Annotated in this window: 11 protein-coding genes and 1 tRNA gene; 4 read left to right on the top strand and 8 right to left on the bottom strand. The window is 64.2% G+C overall.

Going from position 1 to position 13,646, the window contains the following annotated elements; genetic code table 11:
- Positions 1-24: 24 nt before the first annotated feature.
- The 4 genes from BN3560_RS07520 to BN3560_RS07535 form a co-directional block, all read right to left on the bottom strand.
- Positions 25-510, bottom strand: a complete 486-nt coding sequence (locus BN3560_RS07520) for a universal stress protein (RefSeq protein ID WP_096227569.1) — start codon at positions 508-510, stop codon at positions 25-27.
- 65 nt (positions 511-575) lie between these two features.
- Positions 576-4,070: a 5'-nucleotidase C-terminal domain-containing protein gene (locus tag BN3560_RS07525; RefSeq protein WP_161959443.1), complete on the bottom strand. Its 3,495-nt coding sequence runs from the start codon at positions 4,068-4,070 to the stop codon at positions 576-578.
- Positions 4,071-4,125: 55 nt separating this feature from the next.
- Positions 4,126-5,094, bottom strand: coding sequence for a DUF368 domain-containing protein (locus BN3560_RS07530; RefSeq protein WP_096227571.1), 969 nt, complete (start codon positions 5,092-5,094; stop codon positions 4,126-4,128).
- Between the two features lie 345 nt (positions 5,095-5,439).
- Positions 5,440-6,276, bottom strand: coding sequence for a tocopherol cyclase family protein (locus BN3560_RS07535; RefSeq protein ID WP_096227572.1), 837 nt, complete (start codon positions 6,274-6,276; stop codon positions 5,440-5,442).
- Positions 6,277-6,640: 364 nt separating this feature from the next.
- Between BN3560_RS07535 and BN3560_RS07540 the strand changes: the two genes are divergently transcribed.
- Together BN3560_RS07540 and BN3560_RS07545 are read left to right on the top strand one after the other, a co-directional pair.
- On the top strand, positions 6,641-7,138 hold the full coding sequence (locus BN3560_RS07540) for an HsmA family protein (RefSeq protein ID WP_096227573.1): 498 nt from the start codon (positions 6,641-6,643) through the stop codon (positions 7,136-7,138).
- A gap of 189 nt (positions 7,139-7,327) precedes the next feature.
- Positions 7,328-8,089 carry a class I SAM-dependent methyltransferase gene (locus BN3560_RS07545; protein WP_096227574.1) on the top strand — a complete coding sequence of 254 codons (762 nt, stop codon included), beginning with the start codon at positions 7,328-7,330 and terminating at the stop codon, positions 8,087-8,089.
- Positions 8,090-9,275: 1,186 nt separating this feature from the next.
- On the opposite strand, the gene BN3560_RS07550 is transcribed toward BN3560_RS07545, so the two are convergent.
- The 3 genes from BN3560_RS07550 to BN3560_RS07560 form a co-directional block, all read right to left on the bottom strand.
- Positions 9,276-9,665, bottom strand: a complete 390-nt coding sequence (locus tag BN3560_RS07550) for a CdiA C-terminal domain-containing protein (protein WP_123649849.1) — start codon at positions 9,663-9,665, stop codon at positions 9,276-9,278.
- An 8-nt stretch (positions 9,666-9,673) separates the two neighbouring features.
- Positions 9,674-9,919, bottom strand: coding sequence for a helix-turn-helix domain-containing protein (locus BN3560_RS07555; RefSeq protein WP_096227576.1), 246 nt, complete (start codon positions 9,917-9,919; stop codon positions 9,674-9,676).
- 230 nt (positions 9,920-10,149) lie between these two features.
- Positions 10,150-10,225, bottom strand: a tRNA-Thr gene (locus tag BN3560_RS07560).
- A gap of 298 nt (positions 10,226-10,523) precedes the next feature.
- Between BN3560_RS07560 and BN3560_RS07565 the strand changes: the two genes are divergently transcribed.
- Both BN3560_RS07565 and BN3560_RS07570 read left to right on the top strand, forming a co-directional pair.
- The gene (locus tag BN3560_RS07565) at positions 10,524-11,543 is read left to right on the top strand and encodes an NADPH:quinone reductase (RefSeq protein WP_231897364.1); all 1,020 of its coding nucleotides are present in this window, start codon (positions 10,524-10,526) and stop codon (positions 11,541-11,543) included.
- Positions 11,540-12,229, top strand: coding sequence for a metallophosphoesterase (locus BN3560_RS07570; RefSeq protein ID WP_096227577.1), 690 nt, complete (start codon positions 11,540-11,542; stop codon positions 12,227-12,229). Before BN3560_RS07565 ends, BN3560_RS07570 begins: the two co-directional genes overlap by 4 nt.
- A gap of 20 nt (positions 12,230-12,249) precedes the next feature.
- Here BN3560_RS07570 and BN3560_RS07575 read toward each other — a convergent pair whose 3' ends face one another.
- Positions 12,250-13,524 carry an ArsB/NhaD family transporter gene (locus tag BN3560_RS07575; protein ID WP_096227578.1) on the bottom strand — a complete coding sequence of 425 codons (1,275 nt, stop codon included), beginning with the start codon at positions 13,522-13,524 and terminating at the stop codon, positions 12,250-12,252.
- Positions 13,525-13,646: the final 122 nt, after the last annotated feature.

Raw genomic sequence — 13,646 nt, forward strand, 5'->3', positions numbered from 1 at the left:
CTTCGCGCAATTCGGGCGAAGGCCCTACCGATCTGCGCGCTGCTTCACGATGAGCACGGGCACGGCGGCCTCGCGCAGCACGTGGCTGCTCACGCTGCCCAAGATGCCGCGCAGGGCGCCCAGGCCGCGCGAGCCCATGACGATGAGGTCGCAGGCATGCTCGTCGGCGTAGGTCACGATCTGCTCGCCGGGCACCGTCTCGTCCAGAAGCTCGACCGTTATCTCGTTCATCAGGCCCTTCAACAGGCCGTCGATCTGTCGGTGAAGCGCCGCGTCCGCTTCGGCGAGCGCCTCGTCGTAGTGGGCGTGCAGCAGCACGGACGACAGCTCGTCGGTGGTGTTGCGGCCTTCCTTCTCCAGTTTCTCTATGACCAACTGCTCCGTGTCGACTATCTGCACGATGCGCAACGCGGCTCCCGGGTCCTCGCGGGCGTAGCGCACGGCCTCGGCCAGCGCGGCCCGCGCCGATTCCGATCCGTCGTAGGGAACCATGATGTTGTCGTAGAGCATGGCCGCTCCTCTCGCCGGGCGCCCGTCGTGGGCGCGATCACGTTGGCTCCAGTATAGCAGGGCGGCTATCGCAGGTTCTCCCGCAGCCGTGCCGGGTTTTCCACGCGTTCGCGACGTCGCGCCGCAAGGCCCGATCCGCAAACGCAGGCGAGGGCCGAAAGGGCCGCGGCGCAGAGAACCGCTGTAGTTGCGGCGGCGTCGCCTGTGGGGGCGAGCTTTTGCGCGTCGCCGGGCTTGGGCGCGGGCAGGGGAGCAGGATCCGCCCCGCCCTTCACCGTGATGCGACCGGCGCCGTTCTCGTTCGCGTAGGCGGAGTCTGCGGCCACCACGCCGCCCAGGTCGTTCTGGATGAACGAGATGAGCGCCTCGTAATCGAGTCCCTGTTCCGCCACCAGCACGTTCGCGTCCTCGAACATGGAGAACCCGTCGCCGCCGTCGCGCAGCAGGTAGGTGATGGACGCGACGGTGTACGTGGCGCCCAGGTCGATGGGCTGGCCGTTCACCCGCACGTTCTGCACGCGGCGCGGGCCGTCCGCGCCCGCGAAGGCGCCTTCGGCATCCAGCTTCACGGGCGAGGGGACGTCGGTGCGCACCTCGAAGGAGAGCCCCGAGGTTTGCAGGAAGGAGCCGCTCGGCTCGGGCAGGTTGCGCACGCCCATTTCCAGCGCGTCGACGATGGCCTGGCCCGTGGCCTCCACCATGCAGAGCGCGTTGGCGAACGGCAGCACCGCGATGGCGTCGCCGTAGGTGACCTCGCCCGGCGCCACGTCCGAGCGGATGCCGCCGCCGTTCGCGAGCCCTATGTCGGCGCCGAGCTCGGCGCGGAACGCGTCGGCCACGAGGTCGCCCAGGTTCGTCTCGCGCGTGCGAACGGCCCAAGTGAAGCCGTCGTCCTCGTATGCCCGCAGCTTCACCTCGGAACGGGCCACTACCGCATCGAGCGTTTTGCCCAGCTCGTCCTCGATGCCCTTGATGAAGGCGGCGGTTCCGGCGTCCTGCGTCACGGGCGGCTTCGCGAGCTCGGCCGAGATCGTGTCGGTGGCGGGGTCGATGACGATCTTCCCGCAGGTTTGCAGCTGCGTGCCGGTCTGTGCGAGCACCACCTCCTCGCCGTCCTCGTTCGCAACGCGCCTCTCGTACTGCTCATGGGAATGGCCGTCGATCACGACGTCGATGCCGGAAGTGTTCGCGATCACCGTGCTTGCGCGCCACTGCGCGGCGACGCCCCTCTCGCCCAGGTGCGCGAGCGCCACCACGTAGTCGGCCCCGGCGGCGCGCGCGTCGTCGACGGTCTGCTGCACGCGGTCGTAGAGCTCCTGTCCCGTTTCATCCTGGCAGAATCCGTAGGCCAGGTTTCCGTCGGCGTCCTTGAAGTGGGCGGGATTCGATGCGGTGAGCGTCTCGGGCGTGGTGATGCCCACGTAGGCAACCTTCGTGGGGCCGTAGGCTTCCATCACATACGGAGCGAACTCGGTTTTGCCGGCTGACAGGTTGTCGAAGTTGCACGACGTGTACGCCGCGTTCGACCGGTTGACGAGGTAGCGCAGCCGGTCCATGCCGTAGTCGAACTCGTGGTTTCCGGGCACGGCCACGTCGTAGCCCACCTGGTTCATGATGTCCACCAGATACGACCCTTCGGAGAGCGTGCCAATGGGCTTGCCCTGCACGGCGTCGCCCGCGTCCACGAGCGCGACGTTGCCCGCACCGAACGCGGCCTCGGCCTCCTTCTTGATCGTCGAGAGGCCCGCGTAGCCGATGCTCGTGGCGTTGCCTTCCTTGTCGAAGGTCTCGTCCACGCCGCAGTGCACGTCGTTGGTGTGCAGGATGGCGAAGGCGCGCTCGGGTGTCTGCACGGTGTAGGCCTTCAGCGTGGCGTTGTTGAACCAGAAATCATCGCTCGCGCCCTCTCCGCCCATGTCGTCAAGGGCGAGGTCGAACCAGTTGTCGATGCCGGTGGGCTCGTCGGTGTAGTAGCTCTGGCCGGGCGCGCACTCCGTTTTGGCGACTTCGTACGAGCCGTCGTCGCACTCGGCGGATATCTGGTACGCCCCATCGGAAAAACGTATGGAGGACACGACCGAGAACGTGTCGCCGGGCTCCACCTCGAATGCCGCATCGCCCAGCTCGAAGGTGCGATACCCGGCGTAGTCCAGGGTCTGGAACGTGCTCCACATGAGCTCGCCGCTTGCGGGGTCGAGCCTTCCCGTCTCGGAGACGATGGTGGAGGGGTTCTTGTACACGGCCAGGTCGATCGTGCTGCCGGCCTCGTTCACGAGGGCGCTCACCGCGCTCACCGTTTCAAAGCCGCGCGCTTCGAACACGTTGGCGAACTGCATGGGCGTGCTGCTGTACCACCATCCGTCGCCCATGCCCGCGCCGTCGTACTGGTAGATGCCGTCGTAGACGTGCTCGGTGCTCTCGGCGGCATACGTCGCATCCTCCGCCACGTAGGACGTGAAGTCGCACAAGGTGGTGTCGTAGTAGGAGAGGTAGAAGTAGCCTCCGTCGCCCCAGTCCTCGCCCCAGCTGTTCTTGACGATCCACGCGCCGTCGCCTTCGGGGGGATCTTGGGAGAGGATGAACGACGGATAGGAGGGGAAGGGGGCGTAGGACGTCGGGAACTTCTCCTTCTCGAAGGAGTCGTCCCAGCCGACGATGGCCACTTGATGGTTCGACACCTGCGCGGCCGTTTCGTACGGGTCGTACTCGTACGCGCAATAGTAGGCGCTCTCCTCGTGGTTCCAGTGGAGGCTCGACTCGTCTCCTTGGCCGGAGGAGCGGTACGCCGCATCCACGGCTCCGCGCTCCATGAGGGTGGCCTTGACGGCGTCTACGGCGGATGCGTCGCGCGTGTAGTCGTAGCGGTCATCGGCCTCGTTGTAGGCGAAGACGTTGACCTCCGGCAGGTAGTTCACGTTTTGGGCCCGCACGTCCGAGCGCGTGCGCAAGCCGTCGTCGACGCCTCCCATGCCTGCTTCTGCCTGATGCGGGGCGGCCGCCTCGTCGACGGCGCCGTACCCGCGCATGAGCGTGGCCGCCGCCTTGTCCCGCGTGCCGCTCTGCGTATAGGCGTCGTTGCCGTTGCCGGTGACGAAGGAATCGCCGGCCGCCCACAGGCTTGCGTCGTCACTGTCGTCCGCGCCGTTGTACGCAAACCAGGCAAGATGGCGTTCGGAAAGGTCGACGTTGGCGGCCTTTCCCGTTTTGAGCAGGTTCGACTCAAGCGACGACAACGTGCCGAACGCCCAGCAGTCGCTGTAGACTCCCTGGTCCTTCACGCTCGTGACGAGCGAGGCGCCGTTCACGTTGCGCAGGTCGAACCTCTCCGGCAGCGCGGCAAACGTCGCGACGCCCGCGTTCGGGTTGTATGTCGCGCCATCGAACGGAACGAACGCCGGCCCCCGCTCCGTCTGCACCACGGAGCCAGCAGGGTGCTTCGCGGATGCGGCGGGTTCCGCATGGGCTATGAGCGGCATGAGCGCACAGGCGAACGCGAGGGCAAGGGCCGCTCGCCCGATGCGGCCAAGGCGGGCGAGCAGGCTTTTCGGCGGCGTGATCATGGGCATTCCTTCCCGAAGGGAGAGCGTTGCCCCTATCCTACACGGCAAACCCGCCTTAAGGAAGGTCGGGCTGGCGGTTCGGCTCGCATGCGGGCGACTTCGTTTCCGGCGCCGCGCCCGCGGCATCGGCCGGGTCCTCCAGCCGCCTTCGCATCAGTTGCAGCCCGCCCACCACCAGGCCGCCCGCCACGAAGTAGAGCGGGCTGAACGTCGCCAGCTCCATGGCCGGCTGCGGCACCGCCAGCGTGAGAGGGCCCTGTGCGATGGAATACAGCGAGCCCGCCATCATGCCGAGGACGGCGTACACGGTCTGCGAGCGGAACCGCTCCAGGCAGCGCCGGATGAGCCGCACGAACACCAGCACGCCGGTTGCAACGCCCGCGGCGAACACCACAAGTACGGGCAGGTACGCCATATCGAGGCTCATCACGGCGCGCACCGCCCCCATGACGGGAACGTACAGGCCGAATATCAGCAGCAGCGTGGAGCCGGAGATTCCCGGCAGCACCATGGCGGTGATGGCCACCATGGCCGCGAAGAACACGTAAACGGCGAGTCTCAGGTCAAGATGCTCTACCGCCACGCTCATGCCGCTGCCCGCCGTGGGGTTCAGCAGCGTGACGGCCACGACGAACGCCGCGCCCAGCACCGCGAACGCAAGATTGCGCGCACGTCCCTTCAGCACGCGCTTCTCCTCCAGCGCCACAATGGGGATGGCGAACACGATGAATCCCATGAACAGCGAGCTGACCTCGTAGATGTGCGAGTCGAAGAAGCTGGTCAGGGCCGCCGCCGACAGGCCGAACCCGACGATCCAGCCGAACGCAAGCTTCACCAGGAAGGAGAGCGCCGCGACCCTTGCCGGCCCCTTGCCGTGGAACAGGTCGTCCAGCGAGCCGATGAAGCGGTCGTAGAATCCCAGCAGGAATGCGATGGTGCCGCCCGACACGCCGGGCACGCTGTCGGCCAGCGCCATGCAGAATCCGCGGATGAAGTTGATGAGAAGCTCTTTCGCCTTGCGCATGGGGGCCTTTCGCGCCGTGTCGTGGGCGCCGCGGCGTGGCGGCGCAACGCGATCGCTGCGTCTGGTGCAGGATAACGGGCGGAGGGCGAAAGACCGGGGGATTTTGCGAGAATCTTACAAAGGGAAGGGGGACGGGGCCGCACTCGACACAAGCTGCCCACAACTTCGCCGGGCCGGCGCCTCCGGGCTTCGGGCGGGCTCGAGCCGATCGGGCACTTGACGCGGGCTTGCGGCAACGGCGCAGTCCGGCGGAGCAAGATGCGGAGTGGCGGTTCGGGTTGGGCAGTCCGGCTTTTACGCCTGCCTGACGGGACAGGTGGTGCGCAGGAGCGGGCGGGCTTGCGGCTACGGCGCCACGAGCTCGAAGCTCGTGCAGGCGTCGGGGCTGTCCAGGAGCGTGCGACCGCCTTTCACGAAGCGGAAGCGCGCAGGCACGGCAGGGCTCTCGCGGATCGGGCGCGCCATAGATCCTTGCGCGGGCGCCTGCAGACGGTGACCGCCCGCCTCCGGCAGCTCCACCCGCAGCGTCATGTCGCCTTGGCGCACCTCCACGGCCCTGTCGCTGGCCTCGCGGATGCGCACCCCGCGGTACGTGGCGAAGCGGTGCTCCACGCCCGCTATCCACACCACGCCGATGCAGCCGGTGAAGCGCAGGCCGGCGAGCGGGATCTCGGCCAGGGCGAGCATGACGGATGCCGCGCAGCCGAAGTCGGTGCTCTGTATCCAGGTGTAGCCGCGGGGAAAGCTGTGCCCGCGGTCGCCTTCCATGTAGCCTTTGGCATTCTCGAAGCGCAGCGTGCGGCCGTTCAGCTCCACCTCGCCATCCACGCGGTGGCGCATGCTGAACACCGTGTGCTTCGTCTCCAGGGGCAGGTAGGCGAACGGCCCCATGATGTCGGAGCGCAGCGGCGTGAGCTCGCGGTAGCGCAGGCGGCCGACCAGCTCCAGGTCGGGCGCCTGCACGTCCAGCATCATGCCGATGGGCGAGAACAGGCTGCGGCCCACGCGCATGCTGCGGGTTCCCGTTTGGCGGAAGTCCTCCAGTGGGAAGGGGAGGTAATGGGCGCCGTCCGCCGTGACCACTTGGATGAAGGCCTCGTCCTGGGCGCGGCCGGGTATGACGGCCAGGATGTCGCCGCCCTGCTGCTGCTTCATGTACCAGCCTTCGTAGTACGGTCTCATGCGCGCTCCTCGCATCGGCATCGGTGAGCGACGATGATAGCATCGCCTCCGCCGCAGTCGCGAAGCCGTCAAGTCCCCGTTCGCGAAGCGATGACCGAATAGAATGCCGCGCTGGGCGAGCTCTGGGACGAACAGGCCGAGGAGCGGTTCTTCACGGTGCGCTAAAAACGCACAGGATTGTTGGGGGGGGGCGTGATCGAGGCTTCGAAGGAAGAGGTTGAGCGCGGTCGCCCAGACGGGGAGGCGTCGGACAGTGGCAATAGTGAACAACGTTCACAAATACTTGCGCTTTCCGTTATCATGTCTATAATGAACGCCGTTCAGAAATATGAACAATGTTCATTTTGGAGAAACGGAGCGTGCCATGTCATTACAACTTATCTTGGCGACAACCACTATCAGCCTCGCCCTCGTGTTCTACACCATCGGTGTTTTCGACGAGCGCCGCCACTCGCTGACGAAGCGCAACCTCGTGCTGTTCTGGACGGGTTTCGTCTTCGACGCCACCGGCACTACCATCATGACGCTCATGGCCCAAAGCGGCGGAAACGCCGCGTTGGGAATGCACGCCGTCTCCGGCGTGCTGGCCATCGTGCTCATGGCGGCCCATGCCACCTGGGCTACCTTCACCTATCTGCGCGGCAGCGAGCGCGCAAAGCAGCGGTTCCACACGTTCAGCATCGTGGTCTGGCTGTTCTGGCTCATGCCCTACACGCTGGGCATTCTGCAGGGAGTGCCCGCTCTTCATCTGGCGAACTTGCAGGCAGGCATCGGCTCCCTCGCGGTCGTGTCCGTTGCCGCCGCGGTCATTGCCGTGAGCACGCTGCGTTCCCGCAAGCACCATCACGATCATCGGAGGTAGCGCAGCTTGCACGCAGGCAGGTTACGGAAGGGGTGGCCCTCGCTGCGGGATACGCCGCAAGGAATGCCGGTGTGGTAAGGTGGGTCGCGGCGGCAGGTTCTGAGGTCGCCGCTTTCGACGAGCATGCTGCCGGCGGGCGAAAGCCGGCCGGCAGTCAATTTGTTCCCGGCGTGAGGAAAGGCGTTCAACATGGAGAGCAAGCAACCGTCCCCGATCGACCTTCTGGTGGAAGCGCACGCCGGGCTGGAGAGGCAGGGCCCCGGCTGCGCTAAGGAGACAGGTAGGGCTCTCGCCTTCCTCGGCGATCTCGACCTTATTGCGAACGCGGCTGACTTGGGCTGCGGAACCGGGGCCCAGACGCTGCTGCTCGCGCAGCACCTGAAGGGATCGGTTGTCGGCCTGGACTTGTTTCCAGCCTTCGTCGACGTCCTGAATGGGCAGGCACGCGAGCAAGGCGTTGCCCACCGGGTGCGGGGCGTCGTCGGCTCGATGGATGACCTGCCATTCCAGAGGGAGTCGCTTGACCTGATCTGGTCGGAAGGTGCTATCGACAACATAGGTTTCGAGAGGGGTCTGGCGTATTGGCACGGCTTCCTCAAACAGGGAGGTTATGTCGCGGTTACCTGCCCCTCCTGGCTCACGGACGAGCATCCTGCCGTCATCGAGCGGTTCTGGGCCGATGCCGGAAGTAGGTTGGATTCGGTGGCCTACAACATCGAGGCGCTCCAGCGATGCGGCTACCAGTTCGTCGCCGCGTTCGCCCTGTCGGAGACGTGCTGGACGGACGAGTACTTCACCCCGCGCGAGGCGGCGCTCGAAGGCCTGCTGCGGAAATACCCCGGCAACGAGATCGTGGAGGCCTTCGTCGCCGACAACCGCCACGAGGTCGAGCTCTACCTGGAGTACAAGCAACACTACGGCTACGTGTTCTATCTCGGCAGAAAGAGGTAACGGGATAATGATCCGGCGGGCCATGCTCGCCGGATCGGCTACTTCGACTTAGCGCGTTCCTGCCATCTTTCCGGGTCTCTATAGCCCAAAGCGCCGGGCGACATATCGAGACCTCGGCAATGCGACACAGCAAGTCGAATCCCACGTTGACGCGTCCCGCCTCGATACCGCTCACAAGTACGACCGAGCTTTGCCGACTATGTCGGCAAAGCGTTCTTGGGTGATGTTCTCGGCTTCGCATTTTCTTATTCGCGACCCGAGAAGTTCTTTTCGAGATTGAGCATCCATATCCGTCCACGATATGAAGCAACTCGGTTTCCTTTATATGCGATCACTGATATCCACACCGATTGATCTAAAACGGACACGCTTCAGCCGGGAGTGTAAGAGTTGGTATTAGCTCAATCAAAATGCGCCGTATAGAGAATGATGCCTTTCATTGCAATTTGAGCATTGGCGGGAAGATAGCTTCTGCTAGTCATTTTTAGTAATGCCAGCTACGGGCGGCTTTCCGCCCTTCTACAGGTTGCGGGACGTGGCGAGAAACTCTCCGCCTACGGAAAGCTTAGAAAGCCGCCGTCGAAACGGCGTGCACCAACCTGATGCTCGGGGGGGGGCATGTCGCGCCTGAGGCTGTCCGGGCCACGTCGGGGCACCTCCCGCGTCGGCCGTTCCTTTGTTTTGCTCGGTGAACAGTGGAAATGAAAGAGAAAGCCGGGCGACTCTGAACAAGTTCCCGGCTTAATCTAAACAACGTGTTCGATTTGTCGCTGGGGCTGTACGACCCCGCTAACTCTGATCGATGGTTCAAGATGTTCTCAGTAGATCACGGCCCCGGAGAGCACGGAACCGTGATGAAAACCTTCACTGATTCGCTGGGCGTCGAACATCAGCGGGGCAAGGACTATCGGTGCCTCAAGCCCCACATGCCGAGGCGCGGCCAGGCAGCTATCCTATGCACGCAGGTGGTGGATGCGAAAACGACTCAAGGCAGTTAGGCCACTTGAACTTCGACACGACGATGAACATCTACACGCATTTTGAGAAGGAAAACGACCGCATTGTAAGCGAAGCGTTTCGGAACGCGCTATCGTAGAAATAGACGTAGCCAAGAAACGAAGAAAGCGCCGGAGGTAGGTGATAACTCACCGTTCGGGCGCTTTGCTAAGTACATATTACAGCGGAATCACCTAATGTCAATCACGGTTCCGCTACGGTTCACATAAATCAGACGCTTGATCGCTTTGACCTTCGCGCAGCCGTTCCTCAGCTCGCGTTCTATGATCCCATCGGAAGCACCCTTCATGCGCCGGGAATCGAAGATGATGTTCGCTGCTTGGTGGCTTGCCTTGCGAAGGTTGCGCTCAATCGCCTTTGGATTGATAGCTTTAGGAGCCTTGATCTCCCATGCTGCGCCGTCAATGATCACGTCAGCTGACGTAGTTCGGTACTCCTCGCTGCGGCGGATGAACTCTACGGTCATGCCTGCCATCGCGAGCGACTTGGCCGTCTCGTATTCGTGCGGCCAGACGTTGAGGTCTGGTGCAATGATGATCTTTCCCCTAGGTTGTTTCATAACGATCATTATACGACTGCTAAGGTTGCTGAAGGCTTCAACTTGCACGCCGTAGGCTTCTTGCCCGAGAAACTTATCAGGTCGCGAACTTCGACGTCGAGAGCCATGGCGATACGGTGAATCGCGCTGATGCTGATATGGAGCTTGTCAAGCTCGATGCGTGATATATACGCTTTTCCTTTTGAGCTGCCTATCATGAAAGCGAGTTTATCCTGCGCCATTTCCTGTTCCAAGCGGAATCGTCGTATTCGCATAACGAGCTTCTGCAGGAAAAGAAGGGTTCGTGGGAATACGCGACGAAGACGAAAAGTGGCCTCAATAGTGATGGACTCGGAGCGCTTCTTTCGGAAATGATAGCAAGATAGTGATCGTATTATGACGATGGACAAAAATAATTTTCCCGCAGTTTTCCCCGCGAGTAGATTGAAAGATGGGAACAAAGAAACAGGCCAGCCAAGTTTCCCAAGCTGACCTGCACTTTTTCTGGAGCCAACGAGCGGATTCGAACCGCTGACCTACGCATTACGAGTGCGTTGCTCTACCAGCTGAGCCACGTTGGCGTCACGGCTTCTTTGCGAAGCGCGAATACGCAGTATACCGAAAGGTGCTCCGACCTGCAATAGGCCGTTGCGAGCAATCCTCAAATTTATCTTGGAACGTCGTTTGCCTCCGTGCGCATCTGGACGCTAATACGGGGGCGCGGTTCGAGAGGGCGCGGTCGAGGCGTTCCGGCTCGCTGCCAGGCCGGTAACGACCTTCGCAAGCCGGCCGCACGACGCGGAGAAGCGCGCGCGTGCCGCGCTACGATCGGGCTGCGAACGGCAAAGAGGTTTTAACGAAGGCGGAAGGAGCGGTCCGATGGTGAAATCGAGCACAGAGCCAGACATGCAGGCGATCGTGGTAAACGCGTTCGGCGGGCCAGATGTGTTGGTGGAGCAGCGCGTTCCCCTGCCCGAGCCGCATGCAGGCGAGGTGCGCGTGCGCCTGTGCGCAGCCGGTGTCAACCCGGTGGAAACCTATCTGCGGGCGGGCCAGTACGCCCAGCTCCCCGAGCTGCCCTACGTTCCAGGCAACGACGGCGCCGGCATCGTCGACGCGTGCGGGGCGAACCTTCCCTCGGGCGCTCCGCACGTGGGGGAGCGCGTGTTCGTGGCGGCGGCGCGTGCCCGCCGCTGCACCGGCACCTATGCCGAGTTCGTCGTCTGCGACGCCTCCGCCGTGGCCCCGCTTCCCGACGCCGTTCCGTTCGAGCAGGGCGCGGGCCTCGGCACTCCCGGACTGGCGGCGGCCGACGCGTTGTTCGTGCGCGCGCGGGTGCGTCCCGGCGAAACGGTGCTCGTCCACGGTGCAAGCGGCGGGGTGGGAATCCTCGCGGTGCAGCTTGCGCATCGCATCGGGGCCGTCGTGTACGGCACGGCCGGCGACGCCCGAGGTCGGCAGCTCGTGGAGCGCCTCGGTGCCCGGCGCGCCTTCGACCACCACGCCGAGGGTTACTTGGATGAGATTCTCGCGGTCACCCAGGGTCGCGGCGTCGATGTCGTGATCGACATGGCCGCGCAAGCCAACCTCATGAAGGATGCGAAGGTGGCCGCCGTGCGCGGGCGCATCGTGATCGTCGGCAGCCGCGGCTCGCTCGACTTCGATCCCCGTGCGCTCATGAAGGCCGACCTCGACGTGCGCGGCATGGGCGTGAACAACCTGCATCCCGACGAGCTCGATTTGGTGATGCACGCGCTGTCCGCCGCGCTGCAGGGCGGGATGCGGGTGATCGTCGCGCGTTCGTTCCCCTTGGAGGAGGCTGCCGACGCCCATCGCGCCGTCGCCGAGCGCGGCAAGGACGGGAAGATCGTGCTCGTCATGCCTGGTGGTTGCACATGATCTACGTCACGGGCGACACCCATGGCAGCTACCGGCACGTTCGCGCTTTCGCGCGCGAGCACAGCCTGGGCCCCGACGACGTGATCGTGTGCCTGGGCGACACCGGGTTCGACTACTTCGGCGACGAGCGCGACGACGCCGTGAAGGTTCGCGCCTCCCTGGCGGGCGTCACCTTCCTCTGCATCCGCGGCAACCACGACCGCAACCCGGCGGCGCTCTCCGGCTACCACCTGCAACCGTGGCACGGCGGCGAGGCGTACGTCGACGAGGCATATCCCCGAATCCTGTTCGCCCGCGACGGCAGCGTGTTCGACCTCGAGGGCCGCCTTGCCATCGCCATCGGCGGCGCCTACAGCGTGGACAAGCAGCACCGGCTGGCGAACGGCCATCTCTGGTTCCCCGACGAGCAGCTCACCGAAGCCGAGAAGCGGCACGTCGAGCAGGCCCTCGACCGCCGCCGCTGGCGCATCGACACCGTGCTCTCCCACACCTGCCCCGCCGCGTTCGTCCCGCAGGAGGCCCTGCTGCCATCCATCGACCAGTCCACGGTTGATACCTCCATGGAGGATTGGCTGCAGCGCATCGAGCAGCGCCTCGACTACCGCCGCTGGTACTGCGGCCACTTCCACATCGAGAAGCAGGTCGGCCGCCTCCGCTTCCTCCACAAGGACATCGTGCCGCTCTAGGCGGCCCCCTCGCGCCCGCCCTACGCCGGCGGGAACCTCACCACCAGGTACAGCCCCGCAATAACCACGGTGAGCAGCATGATGGGGAAGCCGGTCTTCAGGAACTGCACGAACGTGATCTCGTGGCCGTTCTTCTTGCTGATGTCGGACAGCACCACGTTGGCGCTGGCGCCGATGAGGGTGCCGTTGCCGCCGAGGCAGGCGCCCAGCGACACGGCCCACCACAGCGGCGTGACGTCCATGCCGGTGGACTCCATGGCCAGCAGGATGGGGATCATGGTGGCCACGAACGGGATGTTGTCCAGGAAGCTGGAGATGACGGCCGAGCCCACCAGCAGCACGAGCATGGTGACGAACACGTTGCCGCCCGTGGCGTCGATGAGCGCATGCGCCAGCATCTCGATGACGCCCGTCTCGGCCATGGCGCCCACGATGACGAACAGGCCGGCGAAGAACGCGAGCGTGGTCCACTCCACGTTCGCGAGCGCCTCCTCGATGCTCTCGCCCGAGATGAGCATGATGATGCCGGCCGCGCCGAGCGCGATGACGCTCGACTCCAGCCCCAGCGCCCCGTGCGCCATGAAGCCCACCACCACGAGGCCTATCATGACGTAGCTCTGCTTCAGCAGACGCTTGTTCTTGATCATGGCGTGCTCGTCCAGCTCCATGATGCGTGCACGATGCTCCTCGTTCACGTGCATCTTCCGGCCGTACAGGAAATAGAACACCACCAGCACTGCAGCCAGGATGACCACGACGGCCGGCGCGTCGTACAGGATGAAATCGAAGAACGTGAATCCGGCGGCCGAGCCGATCATGATGTTGGGCGGATCGCCGATGAGCGTGGCGGTGCCGCCGATGTTGGACGCGAGGATCTCGGTCATGAAGAACGGTATGGGGTTCACGTCGAGCAGCTTGCACACGGTGAGCGTCATGGGGCCGATGAGAAGCACGGTGGTCACGTTGTCCAAGAACGCCGATAGCACGGCGGTGAGCAGCACGAACAGCAGCATGACCTTCCAAGGCTCGCCTTTTGCGAGCCGCGCGGCCTTGATGGCCAGGAACTCGAACATGCCGGACAGCTTCACCACCGAAACGAACAGCATCATGCCCAGGAGCACGCCGAGCGTGTTGAAGTCTATGTGCTCCATGGCCGCGTCGAACGGCAGCACGTGCAGCGCCAGCACCAGCATGGCGCCCACGATGGCGGCAAGCGAGCGGTGCAGCTTCTCCGTCATGATGGCCACCATGACGATGACGAACACCGCGATCGATACGATTTGGCTTACGTCCATGCGAGCTCCCCCTGCGAACCGGGCTGTACGATGTCCACCCCGCCCCCCGCCTGCTCGAAGCAGTCAAGCGGCCAGATCACCTCACTATACCAATATCGGGGAGCAAGCGACAGGGCGAAATC

Source organism: Gordonibacter urolithinfaciens, from assembly GCF_900199375.1.
In the GTDB taxonomy this organism is placed as follows: domain Bacteria; phylum Actinomycetota; class Coriobacteriia; order Coriobacteriales; family Eggerthellaceae; genus Gordonibacter; species Gordonibacter urolithinfaciens.